This is a genomic window from Halomonas sp. IOP_31, assembly GCF_021151495.1.
GTDB classification, from domain to species: Bacteria; Pseudomonadota; Gammaproteobacteria; order Pseudomonadales; family Halomonadaceae; genus Modicisalibacter; species Modicisalibacter zincidurans.
This window is the reverse complement of the sequence record NZ_JAIRBP010000001.1, coordinates 1-24,758: the sequence shown is the minus strand read 5'-3', so window position 1 is coordinate 24,758 and position 24,758 is coordinate 1. Positions and strand designations below refer to the sequence as shown.

Sequence of the window (24,758 nt, the reverse complement as noted above, 5' to 3'; positions counted from 1 at the left end):
TCCCTGAACCAGTCTCATACTTGATAGAAATCGCGATACCAGGCGACGAAACGCGCCACCCCTTCCTCGACCCCGACCGCGGGTCGATAGCCGGTGACCGCGAACAATGCCTCGGTATCCGCCCAGGTCCGTGGCACGTCGCCCGGCTGCATCGGCTGGTAATCGCACTGTGCCGTGCATCCTGTGGCGCTCTCAATCGCGCGGACGAAATCCATCAACGCTACCGGGCTGCCGTGTCCTATGTTGTAGAGCGCGATCGGCGCGCGCCCGCTGTCCGGCACCATGGCCTCGTCGGGCCATTCGGGATGTCCGTCGGGGATCACATCGAGAACCCGCACGACGCCTTCGACGATGTCGTCGATGTAGGTGAAGTCCCGGGACATGTCGCCGTGATTGTAGACCGGCAGTGGCGCCCCTTCGAGGATCGCTCGGGTGAACTTGAACAGCGCCATGTCGGGCCGCCCCCAGGGACCGTAGACGGTAAAGAAGCGCAGGCCGGTGGCGGGCAGGCCATACAGATGCGCATAGGTGTGCGCCATCAGCTCGTTGGATTTCTTGGTCGCCGCGTACAGGCTGATGGGATGATCGACGTTGTCGCACGTCTCGAACGGTACCTTGCCGTTCATCCCGTACACCGAACTCGAGGAGGCATAGACCAGATGCGCGATCTGTTGGTGACGACAGCCTTCCAGCACGTTGAGGTGCCCGATCAGGTTCGATTGCGCATAGACCACCGGGTTTTCCAGCGAATAGCGCACCCCGGCCTGGGCAGCCAGGTGGATCACCCGGTCGAAACGCTCACCGGCAAACAGCCGCTGCATGCCTTTGCTGTCGGCAATGTCGAGTGGCTCGAAGCGTACGTTGGAAAAACCAGCCAGATCGTCGAGTCGCGCCCGCTTCAGGGCAACGTCGTAGTACTCGTTGAGATTGTCGATGCCGACGATGGCATGCCCATCCTCGGCCAATCGTTTGGCGACAGCATGGCCTATAAAGCCTGCCATGCCGGTAATCAGAATGTTCATGAACCTTCCGAATCGCGTGAAAGAGCCGCGTAAAAATTGCACGCACTATATCATGCCAGCTTCCTTCAGGGGGTTGGCGGCATTACCCCTGCGCTAGGGCTTGTGACGATAGGCGGCGATGGCCCCTATCAGTCCCAGCATCAGCAACGCCAGGGCCGCCACGCCGAGATAACCCAAGGCTGTGTCGAAGGCGGCCAAGCGTGAATCGTCGGCAACTCCCTGCCGGGACTGCTGGAGTCCATACAAGGCTAACTGCCCCGCGCCGACCATCAAGGCAAGAAGCAGGCCCAGCGGCAGGCACGACACCAATCCCGGGGGTATCGGTATGCCTGGCAGACGAAATCGTCTGCGCGGTTCGGTCTTGCGAGGATTGCTGCTCGCCGCGCGGCGCGATCTCGCCGTGCCGCCGCCGGCCTGGCGGGGTTGGCGCTTCTGACGCGGCTTGCGCGTCGCCGGGCCCATCTTGGCGCTCCCCTTCTTGCCGATCCCGGTACGGCGAGCGCCCGAGAACAGCCCGCTCACGGCCGTTATCGACAGCAACGCCACCAGCAGGAATAGCGATGTAAAGAAAACCAGTGCGGCCATCACCTCTCCCTTGTTGCAAAGCCCATTCGTCCACTCACCTGCACCCAGGCCTGTCTGCGAGCGATCCATCTGGGTCGGGCACCCTGACAAGCCTCATGATGACGTTAGCGAGGCAAGCTCAAAAGCCGCTCGGCCATTTCCACGAAACCCTCGCCATGACTGGCGCTGCAAAGCCACCGCGGGCGCGCCTGCATGGCTCCAAGATGTGCAGCGATGTTCGCGACACCGACCGAAGCGGGATAGTTGCGAAATAACGACTCGTCGTTGGGTGCATCGCCTATGAACAGCACTCGCCGACGCTGCTCAGCGATTGACAATCCGAAGTCCTGCTCGAGCACCCGCATGGCCATGCTGGCCTTGTCATGCTCGCCGAACCAGGCGTTCACGTGTATCGAGCTGGCACGAGCGCTTGCCCCACCCTTGCGCATGGTGTCGACCAGGCGCTCGATTGCCTCACGACCCAGCGATGGCACTACATCCTGCGCGTGGTCGATCGCCACGTCGGCCAGGCGGTAAGGCTGGTCGGCGGCCAAGCGCGCCTGCGGCACGGCAGCCAATGCCTGCCCGGCCAATTCCAGCAGGCGCCGCTGCTCGTCGCGCAACTGCTCGCGAGGCCGGACGAAGCATTGATCGAGCCCGCCACCGGGGGTCTTGCGAAAGCGCAAGGCGCCGCTCTCGCCGATCACCGCCGCCACCGGCCAGGCACGCACGATATGATCGCACCACCCCGCGCAGCCCCCCGTGACCGGCACGACATGGATACCGCCATCCTCGAGTCGCTCCATGGCCGCCAGGGTGGCCGCATCGAGCCGCCCGTGGCGGGTCAGCGTATCGTCGACATCGGTCAACACCACTTCGATCGGCTGCAGTGCATCGCTATCGGCGTCCTGCAATCGCTGCATCGTTTACTCCTCATGGCCCGTTCATCGCCAACCCTGGCTGCGCAAGAAAGTCTTTTAGCGCGCGCCAGAAGCGAGGCCGGGGGCGAATTCGCCCCCGGCCTCGCTTCTGGCCATCCTTCGTTCGAGCCGATCATTCCTTGCCAAAGCATTCATTCCGAGCTATACGACCGACTGCCGGCACCCTCACTCCAGGCCGGCCCCCTTGAGCTCGGCGGCAAAGGAATGTGCCACCCGATTCAACTGAATCGGATCGACGCCGGGCAGCATCCTGCGCAGCTCGCCAAACAGGCTCTCGGCCGTATCGTGGCGCCCCGAATAGATGAGCAGAAAAAGGTAATGCTCGATCTGTGAGTCGCTGTAAACGACCGCATCGCGCTTTGCCCGATCTTTCCTGGTATTGATTCTCTGAATTGCCATCGCCCCGCCTAAGCTTGCCTTCGTCCCATTCGGTCGCGAATCGTGCGGCCACCATCACGATTCGAACGTTCCAACGCAAGCATACAACGTTCATCAACCTCCGGTTCATGAATCTTCGGGGGCATGAATGATCAATTCGACACGCCGGTTGGCGGCCCTACCCTCGGCCGTGGCATTGGACTCGAGAGGCTGCGTGTCGGCATAGCCCACCGAGCGCAGCCGCTGGGGATCGATTCCCGCCGCGACCAGGTAACGCAGGATCGCCGTCGCGCGAGCGCTGGAGAGCTCCCAATTGGACGGATAACGCTCGGTATTGATCGGTACGCTGTCGGTATGCCCCTCGACCGACACCGTGCCTTCGTACTGGTCGAGCAGCGACACCAGGCCCTGCACCATCTCCTGGCCGGGATCGGTCAATTCGGCGTCACCCGAGCCGAACAATAGATGGTCCTGGATGCGCAGGTTGATGCCGCCCTTGATCCGCGACACCTCGACACCGTCGATCACCGGCAAGGGCTTGGGCACCTTCAATTGCCACTCGCCGGCGACCTGAATGGCCGCCGCCTGGGCGCTGCCGCTGATCCAGCGCGTAGCGGCTATCGCCTGTGCAGCCTGGCGAGCATCGGGGTGAATTTGCGGCAACACGGGAACCTGCGGCACCAGCATGCTCCGCCCGGCAAGGCGCTGAGCGGCCGCCAGCGCATCGCGGCTCACTGCCGGCGGCGCGAGCAGTGCCCCCAGGCGCACCCCGAGCGGCGCGGTCAACGGCGGCGTAGCGGCGATTGACCGCGCCGTCATGCTGCGCGCGGCATCGATCGCCTCGATGGAAATCCGGGCACTCGCCGGCGTTTGCGCAGGCACATTCGCCGCCAGGGCGCCACGCACGGCGCCCGCCCAATCCCTCGCCTGGCCACTGACCGTCAGCAACAGCACGAACAGCGCAACCAGCAGCGTCATGATGTCCATGTAACTGATCATCCAGCCCTCGCCGTCGCGCTCCTCGGTACGCAGGGAGAGCAGGCGCTCGTGGTGGTGGCCGTCGCGATGGCTCTCAAGCATTGGCGTTCGCGCCCTGTTGCGGCTCGGCCAGCGACTTGCGGACCGGGTCGCGGATCTCATCCTGATAACTGGCCATGAACGAGTTGAGCGTTTCCTCGATGAACGACGGCAATCGGCGCTTGGAAATCAGCGCCACGCCCTCGAGCACCATGTTCATGGCGATCAGACGCTGCTCGGTGCGGCGCTCGAGCTTCACCGCGATGGGCTTGCATACCAGATTGGCGAGCAGGATGCCGTAGAACGTGGAGAGCAGGGCCACCGCCATGCGCGGGCCGATGGTGGCAATATCGCCGACCTGCATCACCTCGAGCATGTTGACCAGCCCCACCAGCGTACCGATCATGCCAAAGGCCGGCGCATAGGCCGCCATGGTCCGGAATATCTGCGCCTCGGCCAGTTCCCGTGCCTTGAGACGGGCGATTCGCCAGCGCAGCAGGTCGGTGATCTCCGATTCGCGGGTATTGTCGATGACCAGTTGAACGCCGGTCCGCAGAAAAGGGTTGCGAGTCTGTTCCAGTGCGCGCTCGACCGAGCGGATGTCGCCCTTGAACCACAGCCGCGCCATGTCCACCAGCTCGCGCGTATCATCCTCGACGTAACTGTCCTCGCGGCGGAAGACCACGCCGACGAGTCGCACCACACGAATGACTTCGCGCAGCGGGTAACTGATGAACGTCGCCGCCAGCGTGCCGGCGAGGACGATCGCCAACCCCGGCAGGTTGACGAAGCTCATCGCCGTGTCCGCGCTCAGCAGCACGACGCTGGCCAGCAGCAGCACGCTGGCGGCTATGCCTATCAGGGTAGAAACATTCATGAACGAGTCCGCTCGGAGCCCAGGATGGCCCCATGATAGCGGCGGATCGCGGAGGCAAAGCCATGAAAAAGGGCTACAAATCGGGTTGTTCATGCCTTCAATCGCACATCCCTCTACGCGCTACGATGCGATGGCGGCGGCGCCTGCCTTCACTACCGGCGGAGCTTCACAGCGGCTTGATGTCGATCACATGGCCAATGATACGATAGCCGGCCTTGTGCGCCGCCTTCTCGGCTTGAAGTTGCGCTTCGAGTCTGGAGATGCTCGTCGACTGGTGCTCGAAGACGGTATCCCACTCAAGCGGCTTGTTGCGGACCGCGAGCTTGACGATATACCCAGTCTTGATTGAACTGCCCTTTGCGGGCGTACGCTTGGTCCTGAAAGCCAGTCCACCGGCGCGATCTTCCGTCGCCCTTTCGCGTTGTGGCTTGCTGGCCGTTGGGCCAAGAAACGCATTGATTTCTCGCCGCATGCTCTGTTCGAACTCGTCTAGCTCTGTTGCCATTGATTCACTTACCTTTTTTGCGTCTGATTCGCGCACTGTAGCATGTTCACCACCCAGTCCGGCACATAGGCCCCACTCCTGAGCGCGCGTTGATGCAGCTGGCCCAGCACGCTGGCCATACCCACGGACAACGCCGACTGGCTGGCGATCGCTAATCTAGTTTGAATGCTTGGGGTTAGATGCTTTCATTGATGAGAGTAAGAATTCATGGACAATAATCGGGAAACCGTACCGGGAGAACGAGGCCTGGCTTGCGCAGCACAAGCCCATCGCTGCACGTCGCGACATGCTTTACCGCGAAGGGCAATGAATGAGAGCACCCGCGGGAACGCACATGGAAAGGCTTGAAAATACCGGGCCGAGAATCAGCCCGGGCAACGCCAGCGCTCGTATTGACACGATTACGCTGTAAGAGTTCAGTCTTCGGTGCGCACGAGCCAGGACTCGACGGTATCGGCACCGTGCTCATCCTTCCAGACCTTGAGCGTTTTTTGATTGCCGCCACGGGTTTCGACGACTTCACCGGTATGCGGGTTCTTGTAGATTTTCAGCTTGCGCTTACGGCGACCGCTAGTGCTGGCCGCGTTCGACTTGCTGGCGGAGCCGGAGTCCTGCGGCTTGGGATCGAGCATGTCGATCACGTCGCTGGCGCTCTTGTTGAACTCTTTCATCAAGGCTTCCAGACGCTCCTTGAAATCGAGTTCGGACTTCAGGCGCTGATCACCTTCAAGCTGCTTCAGCTCGTCGCTCAGCTGCTTGAGCAGCTGCTCTTTCTTCATGTATTCGCTTAACAGTGACATGCGCTACTAGCCTTCCATATGTTTCCGGGATGCCTCTCCATTATCGGCATTACAAAGCTATTTGCCAAGTACCCGATTTACCCTCGTTCAAAACTTTATTTCACTTCCTCAGTAGAGTTGATCAAAGCCGGACTAGCCAAACAGAACCAACGGCATGTTGTGTGAATGTAAAATCGGCGTCGCGCACCCTGTATTCGGGATCAATTGTTGCCGACAGCAAATGTTCGGTTCTTCGCGGATCAGCGTGAAACGTTAAGGCCCCGCTATTGGGAATAAACTCCCTCCCACGCAAACCAGCCTGGATGGCCCACTGGAACATGGAGACGCCTGTGGGAGGGAGCTGGTTCGCGATTGGCGCCGCAGGCGCCCGGCATGGCCGGGGAGATACAGCGCCCGCCGCCATCGCGAATAAATTCGCTTATATGGACCCGTCCCCTTGTGCCAGCCAGCCGCGACGTCTTTGTGCGGGCACAGGACGTGACAATGGTCGCATCACACGGCTTGCAGCCAATCGCCATAGGCCGCCAGGTCGCCGGCCAGATCGCCACGCACCAACCGCCGATAGAGCCCCTGGAGCTCGCGGGTGACCGGGCGCTGGTCGCTACGACCGATGCGTCGGCCGTCCAGTTCGCGAATCGGCAGGATCTCGGCCGCGGTACCCGTGAAGAACGCCTCATCGGCGGTGTAGAGTTCATCGCGGGTGATGCGCCGCTCGCGCACCGTCATGCCCAGCCGCTCGCGGGCGAGCGCGATCACGCTGTCGCGGGTGATGCCCTGTAAACACGAGGTCACTTCCGGGGTATGCAGCACGCCGTCGCGGACCAGGAAGACGTTCTCGGCCGAGCCCTCGGCGACATAGCCTTCGGGGTCGAGCATCAGCGTCTCGTCGAAGCCCGCCTTGATCGCGGTATTCAACGCCAGCATCGAGTTGACGTAGTGGCCGTTGGTCTTGGCCCGGCACAGGCTGATGTTGACGTGGTGGCGGCTCCATGAAGACGTCAGCACCCGCAAGCCCTGCTCGGCGGCACTCGGCGAAATGTAATGGGCGAGATGCCAGGCGGGAATCATCACATGGGTGCTCAGGCCCTCGGCGCGCAGACCCATGCCTTCGGCGCCCAGGAACACCGTCGGCTTGAGATAGGCATCGCCCAGCGCGTTGCGGCGCAACGCCTCGCGCTGCGCGTCGAGCAGTGCCGGGGCGTCGAAATCGAGCGGAATATCCAAGGCGTGGGCGCTATCCAGCAGCCGACGGACATGCGCATCGGCGCGGAACAGATGCACCCCGTTCGGTCCCTCGTAGGCGCGCACGCCCTCGAAACAGCCCATGCCGTAATGCAAGGTGTGGGTGAGCAGATGCATCCTGGCATCGCGCCACGCCAACCATACGCCATCGAGCCAGAACCAGCCGTCGCGATCACTGATCGACTGCATGTCACCCTCCCCTGAACATTGAACGTCCCAGACGTTGAACGATGCCCGTGGCCGATCACTTGCCGAAGCGCCCCGGGCGAAACGGCGCGATATCCAGCACCGGCATATCGCCATCGATCAACTGAGCGATCAGTTGCGCGCTGCCGGCCGAGAACGTCCAGCCGAAGGTACCGTGGCCGGTGTTGAAATACAGATTGTCGAGCTTGGCCTGGCCGATGATCGGCGGGCCGTCGGGGGTCATCGGTCGAAAGCCGGTCCACGACTCGGCCTGGTCGAGATCGGCGGCCCCGGGAAAGCGCGATTCCACCGCATGGCGGATGGTCGCCAGGCGCGCCTCGGGAATGCGCCGATCGAACTCGTCCAGCTCGACGAAACCGGTGGCCCGCAGGCGATCGCCCAGGCGCGTCGCCACGACCTTGTAGCGATCGTCGATCACCGTCGAGCGCGGCGCCCGTTCCGGGTCCTTGATCGGCGCCGTCAACGAATAGCCCTTGACCGGGTAGATCGGCAGCTTGACGCCGAGCGCCTCAGCCAGCCCCGGCGACTGGCAACCGGCCGAGACCACCAGCGCATCCACTTCCAGCGTCTCGCCTTCGCTCAATGAGGCCGCGGTCGTCGGCACCAGTTGCAGGGCGCTTACCACGCCACGCTCGCGCACGATGTCACGCACCTCGCTGGCATAGCGGAAGGTGACGCCGAGCCGCTCGCACTCGGCGGCCAGCGCCTGGGTAAAGCGCTGGCAGTCCCCCGTGCCGTCGCCGGGCAACCGCAACGCACCGACCAGCGGCGCATCACCGCGCAACCCGGGCTCGACCTCGGCCAGCCCCTCGGGCGTCAGCCATTGATGATCGATGCCCATCTCGCTGAGCAGTCCCGCGGTGGCCTTGAGCCCTTCGGCGGTCGCGTCGTCGCTGGCCAGGTCGATCAGCCCGCCGTGGCCGCCGTCGAAGGCCAGGTCCAGGTTCTCCTCGAGATCGACAAAGCACTGCCGGCTATACGTGCCCAGGCGCAGCATCGCCCGCTTGTTGGCCTGGAAGACGCCCGGCGCGTTGGCGAAGCGCCAGGTCGCGGTCAGAAAGCGCAGCGTCCACGGCGTCGGCGGCATGCGCATCTTCAGCGGACCGCTGGGCTTGACCAGCCACGGCAGGGCCTTCTTGATCATCGCCGGCGAAGCCCATGGATAGACGTAACCGTAGGAGCGCTGGCCGGCGTTGCCGCGACTGGTTTCGAGTCCGGCGGCGTCGAGGCGCTCGATCACGCTGACTCGATGACCACGACTGACCAGCGCATGCGCGGTCGTCACCCCGACCACCCCGGCACCGATAATGGCGATATGCATGGTCACTCCCTGGCTACTCCGGCGTTTTCAGTAGGTCGGCAACGACGCCATCCGCCGCGTCGAGATCGGCATAGGCGGACCAGCCCCGGCGCCAGTCGTCGATCAACTCGCGCTGGTGCGGCTGCAACGCCTGATAGCCCCAGGCGGCGATCTCGGCGTCCTGCGGATCGGGCACGTCGATAGCGCTGCCGGCCAGCCGGGCGATGACCGCATGCCCGCATAGCGGTACGTAGCCCTCGGAATAGCCGCCCTCGTGGATCATCACCAAGCGTCCTTCGCAGAGCTGCTCGGCCAGTCCCTTGAGCTGTGCAGTCATCGTCGCGAAGGCGCTGCTGTTGAGCAGCATCTTGCCCAACGGGTCCTTGCCGCAGGCGTCAAAGCCGCAGGCGACGACGATCAGCTCGGGCCGAAAAGCCGCCAGCGCCGGCAGCACCAGACGTCGCATGGCGTAATGATAGGCGTCGGTGCCGCAGCCCGGCGGCAGCGGCAGGTTGAGATTGCCGCCGAGTCCCGCTCCTTTACCCTGCTCGTCGAATTCGCCGGTGTCCAGCGGGTAGTTGCCGGCCTGGTGCAGCGAAATCGTCAGCACCTCCGGATCGTCGTAGAACGCCGCCTGGCTGCCATTGCCGTGATGCACATCCCAGTCGAGTATCGCGACCCGCCCCACCTGGCCAAGCGCGCGGGCGCGGCGCACTGCAACCGGGATGTTGCCCAGCAGGCAGAAACCGCGGCCGCGATCGGCCTCGGCGTGGTGCCCGGGTGGGCGGCACAGCGCATAGGCATTGCCCCGTCGCCCCAGCGCGACATCCTCGATGGCGGCGATCGCCAACCCGGCGGACTGCTTCGCCGCCGCCAGGCTGCCGGCGGTATACGGCGCGCAGTCGCCGCCATCGCCCAATCCGCGCCGGCTGCCAGCCTCGAGTTCATCCAGGTAGCGCGGCGCATGGAAACGCTCGAGGTCTTCGCGGCTGGCCGGCGGCGGCTTGCAGACCGCCAGCGCGTCGATCAGCCCCGAGACCTCGAGCAGGTTCTTGAGCCGGCGCTTGCTCTCCGGGCTCTCCGAGGCCGGTTGCGGCTGCAGGAATTCGCCGGGCGCCGCGAACACCCCGATCGCCCCCGGATCGTGCCAGAAGCAGCGCTCGTGCCAGTAGAACCCGGTCGTCTTCGGGCCCGTCATGAAGCGCCCCGTTCGTCCGCCAGACGTTCCCAGACCTCGATCGCCGCGGCCAGATCCTCCAGCGAGGCGCCGACCGACTTGAACACGGTGATCGCCTGGTCGTCGCTGCGTCCGGGCCGTTCGCCGCGCAGCAGCTCGGCCAGCTCGCCGCGGATCGAGGCGAACTCGAAGGCGCCCTCGTCGATCGCCTGGTGAATGTCGCCGGCCTCGCCTTTTGCCCCGGCATAAGTATCGACGAACACTTCGCCACGGGTCAGGCACGCGGCGTCGCTCTCGCGCATGCTCGGCCGAAAGGCGCCGATCAGATCGAGGTGCGCGCCGGGTTTGAGCCATTCGCCACGCACCAGCGGCTCGCTCGAAAGCGTTGCGCAACTGACGATGTCGGCCTCGCCCACCGCCGCGGCCAGATCCTCGACGGCGGCGCAATCGAAGTGCCCGGCGTACTCCTCGGCCAGGCGCGCCGCCTTGGCCGGATTGCGGCCCCAGATGCGCACCCGCTTGACCGGGCGTACGGCGGCATGCGCCTCGATCAGCATCGGCGCCAGCTTGCCGGTGCCCACCACTAGCAACGATTCGGCATCGGCGCGGGCCAGCGCGCGACAGGCCAACGCCGAGGCCGCCGAGGTCCGCCGACGGGTCAGCTCACCGCCTTCGATGCACGCCAGCGGTCGGCCGTGATCGCCCTCGCAGAGCAGGTAGACCCCGGCGATCGCCGGCAGCCCGTGTTCGGCGTTCTGCGGGAACACGTTGACCATCTTCATGCCGATGTAGCCGTCCTTCTCCCACGCCGGCATCAACAACATGGTCGCCTCGCCGTCGCCACGCTGCATCGCGTGATGGTGGCGCGGCGGCGCCTCTACCCCCTCGACGAAACAGCGCGCCAGACGATCGACCAGCGGCACCCAGGGCATCGCCCCGGCCACCTCCTGCGCGGTAATCATGCGCATGTCAGCTCTCCGTCCGGGCCGCCGTCACCATGATCTCGACCTTCCACTCCGGCTTGGCCAGCCGGGCCTCGACACAGGCGCGCACCGGCGGGCGACCCGGCGCGACCCAGGCATCCCAGGCAGCGTTCATGGCGTCGAACTCGGCCATGTCGGTGACCCAGATGGTCGCCGAGAGCAGATGGTCCTTGGCCGAGCCGGCCTTTATCAGCTTGGCCTCGATGGTTTCGAGCACCTGGCGGGTCTGGCCCTGCATGTCGGCGCTGGCATCGTGCGGCACCTGGCCGGCCAGATAGACGGTGCCGTTATGCACGGCAGCCTGGCTCATGCGCTGGTTGGCGTCGGCGTATTCGATGGTCATGGCGTGTTCCTTGCTGTCGAATGAAACGATGAACAAAGCGCTGGTTTCCGGCGATGCATGCCGGCTCAGTTGGTGTTGAAACCGCGTAGAAACGCGGCAAGGTTATGCTCCAGACTGGCCGTCGGGTAACCGCCTTCCTGAACCACCACGCAAGGCAGATCGAGCGCGGCCAAGCGTGCGCCGAGCGGCGCGAAGTCAGCAGTTTCCAGGCTCAGTCCGGCCAGCGGGTCGTCCTTGTGGGCATCGAGGCCCAGCGCGATGACCATGGCATTGGGGACGAAGGCTTGCATATCGCCCAGCAGGCACTCGAGGGCATCCAGGAAGACGACTCCATTGCTACCGATAGATAACGGTATATTTAAATTGCAATCCAACCCTTCTCCTTCGCCGCGCTCCTCGGCGCCGCCCCAGAAGAACGGATAGAAACCACTGGGGTCGGCGTGCAGCGAGCCGGTCCAGACATCACCGCGCGCGTAGAAGATGTCCTGGGTGCCATTGCCGTGATGCAGGTCGACATCGACGATGGCGACCCGCGCGAAGCGTTCGCGCAGCACGCTCGCCGCGAGCGCTGAATTGTTGAAAAAGCAGAAACCGCCGGCGCGCTCCGGTCCGGCGTGATGGCCCGGCGGCCGGCACAGCGCATAGGCCGTGTCGTCGCCATCGAGCACCGCCTCGGCGGCGGCCTCGGCGCTCGCCGCGCTGGCCAGGATGCCGGCGAAGCTGTCGGCACCGATCGGGCACGCCATGTCGTGCATGTGCCAGCCGGCCTGGCCGATCGGATGTTCGGGATAGTGATGCCCGCCGCCGGTCGGATGCACGTTGGGCGCAACCCGCTCGGCGGCGCCCGGCAGTGCCTGCCAGCGGGCATGGATGCTCTCGAGGAAGGTCAGGTAGCGCGGCGTGTGGATCCGCATGAGACGCTCGCGCAGGCGCGGCGTACCCGCCGGCTCGGGCGCCTCGAGGCGCCCGCCGGCCATGCCGATGCCACGGCCCAGCAGCTCGGCGCGCACCGGCCCCTCGGGCGATGGCGCCGGCGCGCCCCGTAGCAGGAAAGTCTCCGGGGCATGGCGATCCTGCCGGGGCGAATAGAAGTACTTCATGACCACCTCAATCGAGCAGGCTGGGAATCCAGGTCGACAGCGCCGGGAACAGCGCCAGCAATACCACCACGCTGATGAACGCGGCGTAGAACGGCAGCGAGGCGATGATCGCCCGCTCGTAGGGCACCTGGGCGATCCGCGCCGCGGTCATCAGCGTCATGCCCACCGGCGGCGTGACGTTGGCGATGTTCAGCGTGACGATCATGACGATCGCGAAATGCAGCGGGTCGAAGCCCAGGCTGACCATCGCCGGCACCACCACCGGGCCGATCACCACCAGCGCCGGCAGCACGTCCATCACCGTGCCGATGACGATCAGCAGCAGGCAGACCAGCATGATCTGCACGAAGGCCACGTCGCTCAACGTGGTGATCAGCTCGGCGGCGTCGCGGGCGATCCCCGAACGGGTGACGAACCAGCCGAGCACCGCCGAGGTGGCGAGCAGGAAGAACACCACTCCCGAGAAGCGCACCGTGGTGACCAGCGCCTCCCACACCTTGTGCAGCGTCAGGTTGCGGTAGAACACGAAGCCGATGGCGATGGCGTAGACCGCGGCGAACCCCGACGCCTCGGTGATGGTGGTCAGCCCCGAGAGGATGCCGCCGAGGATGATCAGCGGCACCAGCAACGCCGGCAGCGCCGAAAGGAAGGCCAGGATCGCCACCTTGAGCGGCGTGGCGCCCTGCTTGGGATAGCCGCGCAGCCACGAGATCACGATGCTGACGACCAGCAGCGCCACGGTCATCAACACGCCGGGCAGGATGCCGCCGGCGAACAGATCGATCACCGAAATGTCCCGAAGCAGCGTGGCGTAGACCACCATCACCACGCTGGGCGGGATGATCGGCCCGATGATCGACGAGCAGGCGGTGATCGCCGCGGCGTACTCGGCGTCGTAGCCCTGCTTCTTCATCTCGGGGATCATGATCTTGCCGATCGCCACGGTATCGGTGATCGCCGCGCCGGTGAGCCCGGCGAAGAACAGCGACACGGTGACATTGACGTGGCTCAGCGCGCCGCGCACGCGGCCCAGCAGCGCATTGTTGAAGGTGATCAGCTTCTGCGTCAATCCGCCCTGGTTCATCAGCTCGGCGGTGAAGATGAAGTACGGCACGGCGATCAGCATGTAGCCGGATACCCCCGAGAACATGCGATCGGCGATGATCCCCACCATCCGCTCGCCGCCCAGCGAATAGACCCCGGCGACCCCAGAGATCGCCATCACCACGGCCACCGGAGCGCCGATCAGCAGCACCACCACGAAGGCTACGATCGCAACGCTCATGTCCGGACCTCCCGGTTGCTGTCCAGTTCGGCGTCATCCCTGTCCGCATCGCCCAACGCCTCGTCGATCAGCGCATTCTCGTCGCTGAAGTGTTCGAGCAGCTCGAAGCCGTAGACCAGGTGCAGCAGGAAGATCAGCCCGGTCAGCGGCACGGTCACCGCCGTCCAGCGATACGAGATCTGGATGTTGTCCGAGACCATGTAGACCTGGGTGGCGTTGAGGAAGTATCCCCAGCCGTACCAGACCATCAGCAGCGCGAAGAACGCCATCACCGCCAGCGTGGCGATCGCCGAAGCCTTGACCAGCGGCGCGGGCAGCAGCCTGACCAGCAGCGTCATCGCCACATGCTCGCCGGAGCGCAGCGCGATGGTGATCGAGACCAGGCCGATCCATGGCAGGAACAATCGGGCCAGGGAGTAGGTCCAGCTCAACGCCGAACCGGTGGCCAGGGTATACAGAAAGCCGACGAAGGAGATCGCCAGCATGCCCAGCACACAGCCTACACAGATCACGATGCAGGCCGTGTTGACGACGTCGCTGACACGCCGCGTGGTTGCCAATATCGCCATGGAATCGCCCCGAATGCTGCGCCCGGCAGCCAGGAAAGAGGGAACAACCGGGGTATGGCCCGGTCGTCGTCTAGGCCATCAGCGCTCGGTTACTGACCGTAGCGCTGATACGCCTGCTCGGGCAGCGATTCGCCCAGCGACTCGACTTCGGCAAGCATGTCGTCGACCAGTTGCGCATCCATGCCGTAGTCGTCGACGATCCATGTCTTCCACGCCGGCCGGGCGATCTCGGCCATCTTGGCGCGCTCCTCGGTGGGCATGATGTAACACTCCTTGAACAGCTCGCAGGACTTCTGCCAGCTGGCCGTGGCCAGTGCCGCCGACGCGCCGTGGCTGAGCGTTATCGCCTCGCGGGCCGACTCGGTGATCGCCCGCTGGTACGCTTCCGGCAATTGCTGATACCAGGCCTCGCTGACCACCCAGCTGGCGCTGTTGTAGACGTGGCCGGTGAGCGTGGTGTAGTCGGTGACCTCGTCGAGCCCGTAGGTGGTATTGATCACCGGGGCGTTGAACTGACCGTCGGCAAGGCCGGTTTCCAGCGCGGTGATCAGCTCGCCCCACGGCAGCGGCGTGGCCGAGGCGCCCAGCGCTCGCATGATGGCGACGTGGGCGGGGTTCTCCTCGGTACGAATATTCAGGCCCTTGAGATCGTCGACGGTCTTGATCAGGCGCTCGTTGTTGGTGAAGGCGACGAAGCCGCCGCCGTCATCGAAGGTGCCCAGGTAGCGCATGTCGGCGGCTTCGACGGTGCCCTTCATGAAGTTGGCGAACCACTCGCCGTCGAAGAACGCCCAGGCCTGGCGCCAGTTCTTGAACAAAAACGGCGCGGTGACTACCTGATAGTCACCGTAGAACGACGACATCGCCCCCGAGGTGAGAATCGTCGACTGCAGCGCACGGCCGCCGGCCTGCACCTGCGAGCCGGTCTCCACTTCCGAGCCCAGCTGGCCACCGCCGAAGATCGAGACCGTGACGTCGCCATCGGTACGCGACTCGACCAGCTCCTTGAAGTGCACCAGGGCCGGATAGATGCTGTTGTTGCTCAGGTTTTCGGGAATCAGCGTGGCGATCGCCATCTCGTATTCCTGGGCCTGGGCGGCGGTGCTCAGCGAGATGGCAAGCGGCAGTGCGGCTAGCGCGGCACCGGTAGCGAAGAGATTGCGTAGCGACATGAGGGATTCCTTGCTTGGCTTGTTGTTGTAGCGTTCATCGAGAACGATTGCTACTTAGCCTAGCCAATTACCGCATGTGCAGCTTGCCCGGGGCTCGGCAGTTTTTGCCCGAGACTCTGGAAACGTGCCGCGCGGTATGCGAAAGCGCCACGCCGAGCAGCAGGCGATGGCTGTCGGTGGTGCCTATGCCGCTACGGCTCAATCGGCGGTGGCAATCTCCAGCCCCTCATGGGTGACTTCCGCCACCAGCTCCAGCTCTTCGGGGGTGATCACGTAGGGCGGCATCCAGTAGATCACGTTGCCCAGCGGGCGCAGCATGACGCCACGCGACAGCGCATGACGGAACACCCGCAGCCCGCGCCGCTCACGGAAATCGTAGGGGCTCAAACTCGCCTTGTCCCTGACCATCTCGATCGCCAGAACCATCCCGGTCTGGCGCACGTCGCCGACATGGGCATGCTCGCGCAACGGTGCGGCAAGACGCTCCATCTGGGCGGCTTTCCCGCGGTTGGTGGCGATCACGTCGTCCTGTTCGAAGATATCCAGCGTCGCCAAGGCGGCGGCGCAGGCCAGCGGATTGCCGGTATAACTATGGGAATGCAGAAATGCCTTGAGGGTGGCGTAGTCGTCGTAGAACGCGGTATAGACATCATCGCTGGTCATCACCACGGAGAGCGGTAGATAACCGCCGGTCAACGCCTTGGAAAGACACAGGAAGTCGGGTCGAACCCCGGTCTGCTCACAGGCAAAAAGCGTTCCCGTGCGGCCGAAACCGACCGCGACCTCATCGAAGATCAGTTGCACGCCGTAGCGATCGCAGGCTTCGCGCAGCCAGGTCAGGTACTCCGGCGGGTACATGCGCATGCCCCCGGCGCACTGAATCAGCGGTTCGACGATCACCGCCGCCAGCTCGCCGGCATGGCGTTCGAGAGCCCGCTCCATGTGAACGAAGCATGCCCTGGCTTGCTCTACCCACTGCTCTCTTGGCAGGCCGAAACCGTCGGGTGCCGGCACCTTGATCACGTCCAGCAGCAACGGGCGATAGGTATCGGTATAAAGCGCCACGTCCCCTACCGACAGTGCCCCCAACGTCTCGCCATGATAGCCATTGGTGATGGTCAGGAAGCGTCGCTTCTCGGGTCGACCGACATTGCGCCAGTAGTGATAGCTCATCTTGAGCGCAATCTCGATCGCCGACGAGCCGTTGTCGGCATAGAAGCAGTGCCCCAGACCGGTGGGCGCCAGCCGTCCGAGCCTTTCCGAGAGCTCGATCACCGGTCGATGGGTGAAGCCGGATAGGATCACGTGTTCCAGTTCGTCGAGTTGCTGCTTGATGCGCGCGTTGATGCGTTCGTTGGCGTGTCCGAAAATATTGACCCACCAGGAACTGACGATATCCAGGTAGCGCTTGCCTTCGAAATCCTCCAGCCAGACGCCCTTGCCGCGCCGGATCGGCACGACCGGTAGGGTCTCGTGATCCTTCATCTGCGTACAGGGATGCCACAAACTGGCGAGATCCCGCTGCATCCAGTCGTCATTGCGATTCATGGGTCTTCCGTGGCGGTGTTGCGTGGATTAGCGGTTCGAGTTCGAGCCAGTCGGCGGCCCGTTCGGGTGCAGGCGTCGCTAGCCAGGGCACGACGCCCAGGCAGGGCACGCCGCCCTCCTCGCCGAGCCAGCCGGCCAGCGAGTCCAGGTTTTCTTCCCGACGCGGCATGCGGGGATCGATCCCGTTGGCCACCCACCCCGCCACCGGCAGCCCATCATGCCGGATCGCTTCCAGTGTCAGCCGGGCATGATTGATCGCCCCCAGCCGTACGCCGACCACAACTATTACCGGCAGCGCCAGGGCGACGGCGAGATCCGACAGCGACTCGCGTTCATTGAGCGGTACCCGCCAGCCACCGGCACCTTCGATCAAAGTCAGGTCGGCCTCGCGCGCCAGCAGGGCCCGCATGGGCGCTGCCAGCGCGGATACCGAGAGCGCGACGTTGGCTTCCGCGGCAGCGATGTGCGGCGCTATCGCCGGTTCGAAGGCGACCGGATTGATCGTGTCGTAGTCCAGCGCCGGCCGGCATTGCGCCTGAATCGCCAGCGCATCGGCATTGCGCAATCCCTCCACCGTCCGCTCGCAGCCGGAAGCGACCGGCTTGCCACCGGCGGTGGTCAATCCTTGGTGCCGGGCGGCAGCCAACAGGCCGCTGGTCACGAGGGTCTTGCCGGCATCGGTGTCGGTGCCGGTAATGAAGAATGCCTTGGGCATGATCAATCCTGAGCGTCGAGTCGCTGCATCAGCACAGTGGCCACGCGGTAACGGGTGGGAATGCCGGACGTATCGCGAAACGTCTCAATGGCGCTTTCGAGCCGGGCGAAACGCCGTCGCCCCGCCAGGCCGCTGGAAGCCGGCTCTCCGGTCACCGTGTTGGCACCGATGCGCTTGAGCGCGCGTAATGTTTCGGCCAGATCGTCATGCCAGATACGCCGTGTCGTGAGATCGAACCGCTGAAGTCGCCAGCCGGGTGACGCCAGCGATTGGCGTAGCGCCGCTTCCGGCAAGCAATCGTTGACGTGTCGGCCGCCATCCACCGTTTGCCATGCTTCTCGCAGTTCACTCAGGCTGCCCTCGCATAGCGTGGTGAAGGCAAGCCAGCCATGCGGACGTAGCACCCGCGCCGCCTGGGCAAGGAAGCGTTCGAGGTCACACCACTGCAGCGCCAGGCTGGAGATAACCAGGTCGAGGCTGCGTCCGGCCAGCGGTAGCCGCTCGGCATTGCCGGTCAGCCATTGGATCGCCAGGTGGTCATGGCGTCGCCGGGCCTCGGCCAACATGCCCGGCGCCAGATCGAGCCCGATGGCAGTGGCGTCGAAGCGTAAAGCCAAGTGGGAAACCACGTAGCCGGTACCGCAGCCGACATCCAACAGCGCACGGGGGCGGCACGATACCGGCAGACAGGACAGCAACTCATCGGCGACCTGGCGTTGAAACTGTGCCGCATCGTCGTAGTGTTCAGCCGCACGGGAAAAGTTCTCAGCGATTCGGCGCTGGCGTGACGCCGACAATCCAGGAAGACCCCGCAGTACGCTCATGTCGACGCCCCGCTCCACTGACCCGATTGCCCCTGGCCTGATTGATTTAGAAACATCGCCATCCGCTCGGCGGTCTCGTCCGCGCGTTCCAGCGGAAAGGCGTGACCGACTCCCGAAAGCAACTCGGTGCGACCGAGGCTCGGTAGTCGTTTGGCGATGGCCCGGCGCGCCGCCGCCGGCACCAACAAGTCGTTGTCGCCGAACAGATGCAACTGGGGAATGCGCAGCTGACCAAGGACGTCACGCAGATCGAGTTCGTCCAGCAGCGCGAGCCCGGCCAGTGCCTGATCCCGTGGTGTGGCCTGGAGCGCCTGGAGCAACTCGCTTCCCAGGCGGCGGGCGTCACGACCGCCCTGCGCGCTCAATTGCGCGAACCGGGCAAATGCCCTGGCGGGCGAATGCTGGAAACCGCCGCGAAACGCTACGAAGATCTCCGTCCCCATCGCCTCGGGCCAGCCGGGGCGAGCGACGAAACTGGCATTTGAGCCGAGAGTGATCAGTCCCCGTACCTGCCTGCCTCGCCACTGGGCCAGCGCAGTGGCGAGCATGCCGCCCAGCGACCAGCCGGCCAGCCAGGCGTCCTGCGGCAGCTCGCGGTCGAGCACGGCTACCCAGCTCTCGGGACGATGACTGGTCAGCTCGGGATAGCCCGCACACAGGACGCTCAGGCCGGGGAGACGCTTTTGCAATGCCCGCACCAGCGGTTCCAGGGGGGATGGGGCGAGTGCCCATCCGGGTAGCAGTATCAGCGTGTCTTCCCTCATGTTGATGCCTCCTGCGCCGATCCCAGCCGACGTGCGCAGTCATGGAGCGCTTCCAGCAGCCGGTCGACATCGGCAACGTCATGGGCCGCCGAAAGCGTAATGCGCAACCGGGCAGTGCCGGCCGGCACGGTCGGCGGGCGGATGGCGGTACACCAAATGCCCGCCGCCTCCAGCGCTGACGCCAGTTTCAGCGCCGCGACAGCGTTGTCGCCGCCCTCGCGGGTCGAGCCGATCACCAGCGGCTGTATCGGTGTCCGCGAAGGCATCAGGTGCAGTCCGAACGCGCTCAGTCCCACGGCGCCGTTGCGAAAACGCTCGACCAGTGTGAACAAGTGATCCCGCCGTTCGGGTTCGTCGCGCACGATATCGAGGCTGGTCAGCGTGGCCCAGGCCAGTGCCGGCGACAGACTGGTGGTATAGACGTAGGGTCGAGCGAACTGGATCAACGCTTCGATCAACGCGTCACTGCCGGCGACGAAGGCGCCCTGTGTCCCCAACGCCTTGCCCAGGGTGCCGACCAGCACCGGCACGACAGCGGGATCGATACCCTGCGATTGCCGCGTGCCTCCACCGTTGGCGCCGAGCACGCCGAAGCCATGGGCATCATCGACCATCAGCCAGGCCCGATGCCGCGAACACTGCTCGGCCAGCGCGGCGAGATCGGCGACGTCGCCATCCATGCTGAACACACCGTCACTGATGACCAGCTTGTGTCGAGCCGAATCCAGCATGGCCAGATGCTGACCACAGTCTTTCGCATCGCCATGCGCAAAACGCATTAACCGCGCCCCGGCGAGCCGGGTGCCATCCAACAGCGAGGCATGGTTGAATCGGTCGTGCAACGCGTAGTCGCCGCGTCCGAGCAATGCCGAGAAAACGCCGAGATTGGCCTGATAACCGCTGGAGAACAGTAGCGCGCGCTGACATCCCGTCCACTCGGCCAGCCGCGCCTCCAGGCGAGCGTGCGCTTCGCTGTGTCCGCAGACCAGATGCGATGCACCGCCGCCGGTACCGAACCGCCGCGCGCCCTCGGCCAATCCTTCGGCCAGGCGCGGGTCGCCCGCCAGTCCCAGATAGTCGTTGCTGCAGAACGCAAGCCATTCGCACCCCTCGCGCTGGAAACGAGGACCGATACCGACGGTGGTGCGCCGTCGCCGATAGCGGTGACGTTCGTGCTGGCGGGCCAGTCGCGACGCCAATACATCGTCGAGTGTGCTGTCGTGATGTGAACGCGGGCTCTTACGCACGGCGATACGGGCTCAAGGCTGTGCCGCCGCATCGGTCACCATGGCATCGATGCGGGCTCGCGCCATGCTCTCCTGGATCGCCGCCTCGCAGGCAGCGTCATCGGCTTCCTCGCGCCGTTCGGGGTGCAGCCCGAGGCGCTCGAACAAGCGTCGATCGTGGTTGGCCTGGGGGTTCTGGGCGGTCAGCAGGCGCTCGCCGTAGAAGATCGAGTTGGCCCCGGCGAAGAACGCCATGGCCTGGGTCTGGTCGTTCATCAGTTCGCGGCCGGCGGCAAGGCGCACATGGGAGCCCGGCATCAGGATGCGTGCCACGGCGACGGTGCGGATGAAATCGATGGGATCGAGATCCTCGACATGCTCCAGCGGCGTGCCCTGGATCCGGATCAGCATGTTGATCGGTACGCTCTCGGGATGCGCCGGCAGGTTGGCGAGTTGCTCCAGCAACCCCGCGCGATCGTCGACACTTTCACCCATGCCGAGAATACCACCGCAACAGACCTTCATCCCCGATTGGCGCACGTGGTCGAGGGTTTCGAGCCGGTCCGCGTAGGTCCGCGTGGTGATGATTTCGCCGTAGTATTCCGGCGAGGTATCGAGGTTGTGGTTGTAGTAGTCAAGTCCGGCCTCGCTGAGCCGTTCGGCCTGATCCCGGGTCAGCATGCCGAGGGTCATGCAGGTTTCGAGCCCCAATTCCCGCACGCCGCGTACCATCTCCAGAACGTAAGGCATGTCCTTGGCGCTCGGGTTTTTCCACGCCGCGCCCATGCAGAAGCGACTGGCGCCGACCGCCTTGGCCTTGCGCGCTTTTGCCAGCACGGCTTCGACCTGCATCAGCTTCTCGCGCTCGAGCCCGGTGTTGTAATGTCCCGACTGCGGACAGTACTTGCAATCTTCGGGACAGGCGCCCGTCTTGATCGAGAGTAGCGTGGAGATCTGCACGGCGTTGGGATCGAAGTACCGCCGATGCACGCCTTGCGCCTGAAACAGCAGATCATTGAACGGCAATTCCAGCAGCGCCTGGATCTCTTCCCGCCGCCAGTCGTGACGCGAGAGCGTTTCCTGGGCTTGCGTCGCCTGATACCTCACCATCATCACAGTCAACCCTATACGAACAATAAAGTTGACTAGGATAGTGCCATCTTGCGCAGTAAACTTCAATGTATACTGAGGTTGACAGAATCTAGAAACGCCATGCCCCGCGATTCTCGGCATTGGGTATCCAGATGCCGCGATCAGTGGCGCCGATGCAGCGACGGCGGCACCCCGTAGGTGCGCCGATAGGCGCGCGAGAAGCTGCCCTGATCGAGAAAGCCGACTTCGGCGGCAATGGCGCCCAGCGAGCGCGAGGTGCGTTCGATCAAGCTACGCGCATGGGCCAGGCGGCGCTGCTGGACATAGGCCTGCGGCGTCATGCCCAGCAACTCGCGAAAGCAGGCGTGGAAGTGGCCGGGACTCAGCGCGCATAGCGCCGCCAGCGCATCGACGCGGATCGGCTCGCTCAGGTGAGCATCGATATAACGCTCGATGCGCGCCAGCTCGATGCGCTCGCGCCCTTCGCTGCACGCTGCAATCGGCGCCAGCGACTCGTCATGCAGGTTGAGATACAGCGCGCGCAGGATCAGCGTGGCGATCTCGCTGTGCAGCGCCGGATGCAGGGCAACCTGGGGCAGAACGCCCTCGGCCAGGCGGTGCAACTGCGCAGGCACGGCGAAGAAGCGCGGACTCTCGAACAGTCGCTCGACCTCGTCGGCGCACGACACCAGCGCCAGATTGACCAGCGGCACGTCGAGCACAAGGGTCTGATTCTGACCGTCGCCGGTATATTCGTGATGGTAGGTGGAGGGTATCAGGCAGCCTCGCTCGCGGGTAATCCGCTCGCCGCGGCCCTCGATGGTCAACTCGGTCACGCCCGACGTCGCCAGAATCAACTGGTGAAAGGCATGTTCGTGGGCGATGTATTGCGGGGTCAGCGTACAGCTACGCAGATTGAAGAATGCCATGACATTGCCGGCTTCAAGGTTTCGACCGAGGCCAATCCCCTACCATACCCCGCCGGCGCCGGGACAGAAGCCGACGGAAATTCCACGTTATACGTTCGATTCAGCAGTTCCCCTTCTTGGCCTGGCCGGGCGGGCAGAACCCCCCATCGCGGTGATCGTGATCGCGATCGCCTTCCCGGTCCTGATGACCGTCGCCCACCTCGACGATCGGCTCCGGATCGATGCGAGCCGGCGTGTAGCTACAGCCGGCCACGAACAAGCCAGCCAGAAGAATCACGGTCGTTGGCATCCACTGTCGCATGAGGTTCTCCTCTTTTTCTATGAATCTCGCATGAGCAGTACCCCACCAGCATATCGGTAAACGTACCGTTACCGGGAGTCGCAGGAGGGCGACAAATACCGGCAGGTTGCAAATCATCGATCTCAGCGCAGATCAGCGGATCGTCAATAAAACAGCGATGCCCCATATCACCAACCCGGCGCCGGTAACTCGTCCAATCCAATACCCGGCAGGCGCCAACTTTTCTATTAGCACCAGCAGTGCAAGTCCGGCGATCCACGCCAGATTCATGACGCCGCCGACGAACAGCAGCAACATGAGCGCCCAACAGCAGCCGAGGCAGTAGATACCGTGGCGAAAGCCCATCGCGAACGCACCGCGCAGCCCTTCCCGCCAATGCGTGAGTACGAACTCCAGGGGCGAGCGGCAATACCTGAGGCAGGCATGCTTGAGTGGCGTCCATTGATAGACGCCGGCAGCGATCAACACTGCACCCGCCAGCGCCGTACTCGTCGTCTGCATCATCGGTGAAAGCAGCGCGGCCTTCTCCATGGCGAACTGCAGCGCGACCGCAGCCAGGCTGAACGCTGACCAGATGGCGATATAGCCCAGCACGAACATTCCCGATGCGACCATGCGCCATCCCGGGGAGTGCCTCGCTCGGCCAATGGCCGTGAAGAGCAGCAGCATCGGCGCGGCGCCAGGCAGCATCATCGCCACCATCATGACGACCCACATCAGCAACATCAGCAGCGCATGGGCGGGCGTCCACGACGTCAGAGTCATGGCCATCCCGCCCTCGCCCTCTTCCATCCCAAGCATGGCGCCTGCCCCGGCCAGCAGATAGGCCCAGCTCAGGGCGACGACCATCAACAGCATGGTCGCCACGAGGGCGCGGTCATGTCGCAGCGCCCTTTCGAACACCGACATCGCCATTGCCGATCTCGCTTGCGCTAGGACTCGACGCCTTCAGGCGTCTGCACGACATGCGCCAGCGTGCTGTGCGAATCCTGCGTGGAGAACGCAATCGCTCCACTGCTCTGGATCGTGGCGCAGGCAATTTCGCCCTCGATGTGTTCGAAGCCTTCCGGCATAACCACCCGAATGCGATGGGGCTTGTCGGTCACCGGGTTCCTGATCGGTTCCACATGGGTTTCGAGTACGCCGGGAATGGACAGACGTGCGGTTCGGCCAGGTTCGTCAAATTCGAACGTCACGGGCGCGAAGACCGGGTCGTGCATCTGGGTCACGATGAGGCTGAAGATATGGAACAACGTCCCTTCCGCCGAGTGCTTCCCGGACAGGATCTCGAACAGCGCCTCGCGCTGCTCCGGGCTCGCTCGCTCATCGATGACCGGCTGTGCCTGCCCGTTGCCTTCATGTAGCGGACCGGGAAAGTGCACGACGACAAAGAAGCTCAGATCGTTCAGGTGGGTATTTTCGTAGTGACCCTTGGTGATATGCATGCCCAGCAGGCCCTTGCATTCACCCTGGGTCGGCCGCGCATTGAAATCGCAGGGACAGCCGAACGCGCAGTTGCAGTTCTTGAGCCACTCCCCCTCGAGACGCCAATCTACTCGTGCCATGGTCGAAGCCTCCCCCGACCTGGAGTCGAGTCGTCCAAGGCTCGGCGCTGTCGGAGTATGTTTGTTGTAAGCAATCGAGGGACAGAGACCTCTGCCCATCTTTATCAATGTAGTTCACTCCTCGCCACGCCGGCCGTCTGTGACCCGCCAATCCTGACTATTTGTAACTATTCAGGTGGTTCTGAATTAGGGTCGCCAACCACCTGATTTTTTTGGCATAGTGTGCCTGATCCTTCGGCACGTCTATGCGGTGACATGACCATCAGCGATATCAACGTCGACGAGGCCCTGGAACGGGTCCGGCAGCAGCTC

27 protein-coding genes are annotated in these 24,758 nt (G+C 64.2%); all 27 read right to left on the bottom strand.

Going from position 1 to position 24,758, the window contains the following annotated elements:
* Positions 1-14: 14 nt before the first annotated feature.
* The gene (locus K7I12_RS00135) at positions 15-1,022 is read right to left on the bottom strand and encodes an NAD-dependent epimerase (RefSeq protein ID WP_031383603.1); all 1,008 of its coding nucleotides are present in this window, start codon (positions 1,020-1,022) and stop codon (positions 15-17) included.
* Positions 1,023-1,115: 93 nt separating this feature from the next.
* Positions 1,116-1,607: a hypothetical protein gene (locus K7I12_RS00130; protein WP_031383604.1), complete on the bottom strand. Its 492-nt coding sequence runs from the start codon at positions 1,605-1,607 to the stop codon at positions 1,116-1,118.
* Between the two features lie 104 nt (positions 1,608-1,711).
* A complete protein-coding gene (locus K7I12_RS00125; protein ID WP_031383605.1) occupies positions 1,712-2,509 on the bottom strand; it encodes an HAD-IIB family hydrolase in 798 nt (265 codons plus the stop codon).
* A 183-nt stretch (positions 2,510-2,692) separates the two neighbouring features.
* Positions 2,693-2,926, bottom strand: a complete 234-nt coding sequence (locus K7I12_RS00120) for a hypothetical protein (protein WP_031383606.1) — start codon at positions 2,924-2,926, stop codon at positions 2,693-2,695.
* 105 nt (positions 2,927-3,031) lie between these two features.
* A complete protein-coding gene (locus tag K7I12_RS00115) occupies positions 3,032-3,985 on the bottom strand; it encodes an OmpA family protein (protein ID WP_231662530.1) in 954 nt (317 codons plus the stop codon).
* A complete protein-coding gene (locus tag K7I12_RS00110) occupies positions 3,978-4,799 on the bottom strand; it encodes a motility protein A (protein WP_035575227.1) in 822 nt (273 codons plus the stop codon). Before K7I12_RS00110 ends, K7I12_RS00115 begins: the two co-directional genes overlap by 8 nt.
* A 166-nt stretch (positions 4,800-4,965) precedes the next feature.
* Positions 4,966-5,304, bottom strand: a complete 339-nt coding sequence (locus K7I12_RS00105) for a hypothetical protein (protein ID WP_231662529.1) — start codon at positions 5,302-5,304, stop codon at positions 4,966-4,968.
* 416 nt (positions 5,305-5,720) lie between these two features.
* Positions 5,721-6,104: a histone-like nucleoid-structuring protein, MvaT/MvaU family gene (locus tag K7I12_RS00100; protein WP_231662528.1), complete on the bottom strand. Its 384-nt coding sequence runs from the start codon at positions 6,102-6,104 to the stop codon at positions 5,721-5,723.
* 492 nt (positions 6,105-6,596) lie between these two features.
* On the bottom strand, positions 6,597-7,535 hold the full coding sequence (locus tag K7I12_RS00095) for a branched-chain amino acid transaminase (protein ID WP_231662526.1): 939 nt from the start codon (positions 7,533-7,535) through the stop codon (positions 6,597-6,599).
* Positions 7,536-7,590: 55 nt separating this feature from the next.
* Entirely contained in the window at positions 7,591-8,874 is a 1,284-nt protein-coding gene (locus K7I12_RS00090; protein WP_031383613.1) for a D-amino acid dehydrogenase, read from the bottom strand.
* Between the two features lie 13 nt (positions 8,875-8,887).
* Positions 8,888-10,051, bottom strand: a complete 1,164-nt coding sequence (locus K7I12_RS00085) for a class II histone deacetylase (protein WP_035575230.1) — start codon at positions 10,049-10,051, stop codon at positions 8,888-8,890.
* Positions 10,048-10,998, bottom strand: a complete 951-nt coding sequence (locus K7I12_RS00080) for an ornithine cyclodeaminase family protein (protein WP_231662525.1) — start codon at positions 10,996-10,998, stop codon at positions 10,048-10,050. Before K7I12_RS00080 ends, K7I12_RS00085 begins: the two co-directional genes overlap by 4 nt.
* Position 10,999: 1 nt before the next feature.
* On the bottom strand, positions 11,000-11,356 hold the full coding sequence (locus K7I12_RS00075) for a RidA family protein (protein WP_231662524.1): 357 nt from the start codon (positions 11,354-11,356) through the stop codon (positions 11,000-11,002).
* 65 nt (positions 11,357-11,421) lie between these two features.
* Complete coding sequence (locus K7I12_RS00070; RefSeq protein ID WP_231662523.1) at positions 11,422-12,456, bottom strand: histone deacetylase family protein; 1,035 nt, start codon at positions 12,454-12,456, stop codon at positions 11,422-11,424.
* A 7-nt stretch (positions 12,457-12,463) separates the two neighbouring features.
* Positions 12,464-13,741 carry a TRAP transporter large permease gene (locus K7I12_RS00065; RefSeq protein ID WP_231662521.1) on the bottom strand — a complete coding sequence of 426 codons (1,278 nt, stop codon included), beginning with the start codon at positions 13,739-13,741 and terminating at the stop codon, positions 12,464-12,466.
* On the bottom strand, positions 13,738-14,310 hold the full coding sequence (locus K7I12_RS00060) for a TRAP transporter small permease (RefSeq protein WP_231662520.1): 573 nt from the start codon (positions 14,308-14,310) through the stop codon (positions 13,738-13,740). Before K7I12_RS00060 ends, K7I12_RS00065 begins: the two co-directional genes overlap by 4 nt.
* An 89-nt stretch (positions 14,311-14,399) precedes the next feature.
* Positions 14,400-15,482 (bottom strand): TRAP transporter substrate-binding protein, encoded by a 1,083-nt coding sequence (locus tag K7I12_RS00055; protein WP_231662518.1) that lies wholly within the window; start codon positions 15,480-15,482, stop codon positions 14,400-14,402.
* Between the two features lie 198 nt (positions 15,483-15,680).
* Complete coding sequence (locus K7I12_RS00050; RefSeq protein ID WP_231662515.1) at positions 15,681-17,030, bottom strand: adenosylmethionine--8-amino-7-oxononanoate transaminase; 1,350 nt, start codon at positions 17,028-17,030, stop codon at positions 15,681-15,683.
* Positions 17,017-17,745, bottom strand: coding sequence for a dethiobiotin synthase (gene bioD, locus K7I12_RS00045; RefSeq protein ID WP_031383621.1), 729 nt, complete (start codon positions 17,743-17,745; stop codon positions 17,017-17,019). The genes K7I12_RS00050 and bioD overlap by 14 nt, the downstream gene beginning before the upstream one ends.
* Positions 17,746-17,747: 2 nt before the next feature.
* Complete coding sequence (gene bioC / locus K7I12_RS00040) at positions 17,748-18,569, bottom strand: malonyl-ACP O-methyltransferase BioC (RefSeq protein ID WP_031383622.1); 822 nt, start codon at positions 18,567-18,569, stop codon at positions 17,748-17,750.
* Positions 18,566-19,333, bottom strand: a complete 768-nt coding sequence (locus K7I12_RS00035; RefSeq protein WP_231662513.1) for an alpha/beta fold hydrolase — start codon at positions 19,331-19,333, stop codon at positions 18,566-18,568. The genes bioC and K7I12_RS00035 overlap by 4 nt, the downstream gene beginning before the upstream one ends.
* Positions 19,330-20,580, bottom strand: a complete 1,251-nt coding sequence (gene bioF / locus K7I12_RS00030; RefSeq protein WP_231662512.1) for an 8-amino-7-oxononanoate synthase — start codon at positions 20,578-20,580, stop codon at positions 19,330-19,332. Before bioF ends, K7I12_RS00035 begins: the two co-directional genes overlap by 4 nt.
* 12 nt (positions 20,581-20,592) lie before the next feature.
* The gene (gene bioB, locus K7I12_RS00025; protein WP_345473576.1) at positions 20,593-21,672 is read right to left on the bottom strand and encodes a biotin synthase BioB; all 1,080 of its coding nucleotides are present in this window, start codon (positions 21,670-21,672) and stop codon (positions 20,593-20,595) included.
* Positions 21,673-21,812: 140 nt separating this feature from the next.
* Positions 21,813-22,580 (bottom strand): AraC family transcriptional regulator, encoded by a 768-nt coding sequence (locus K7I12_RS00020; protein ID WP_031383626.1) that lies wholly within the window; start codon positions 22,578-22,580, stop codon positions 21,813-21,815.
* A 100-nt stretch (positions 22,581-22,680) separates the two neighbouring features.
* Positions 22,681-22,881, bottom strand: a complete 201-nt coding sequence (locus K7I12_RS00015; RefSeq protein WP_031383627.1) for a hypothetical protein — start codon at positions 22,879-22,881, stop codon at positions 22,681-22,683.
* A 132-nt stretch (positions 22,882-23,013) separates the two neighbouring features.
* Positions 23,014-23,796, bottom strand: a complete 783-nt coding sequence (locus tag K7I12_RS00010) for a DUF2182 domain-containing protein (protein ID WP_031383628.1) — start codon at positions 23,794-23,796, stop codon at positions 23,014-23,016.
* A gap of 17 nt (positions 23,797-23,813) precedes the next feature.
* Complete coding sequence (locus tag K7I12_RS00005; RefSeq protein WP_031383629.1) at positions 23,814-24,446, bottom strand: DUF1326 domain-containing protein; 633 nt, start codon at positions 24,444-24,446, stop codon at positions 23,814-23,816.
* Between the last annotated feature and the right edge of the window lie 312 nt (positions 24,447-24,758).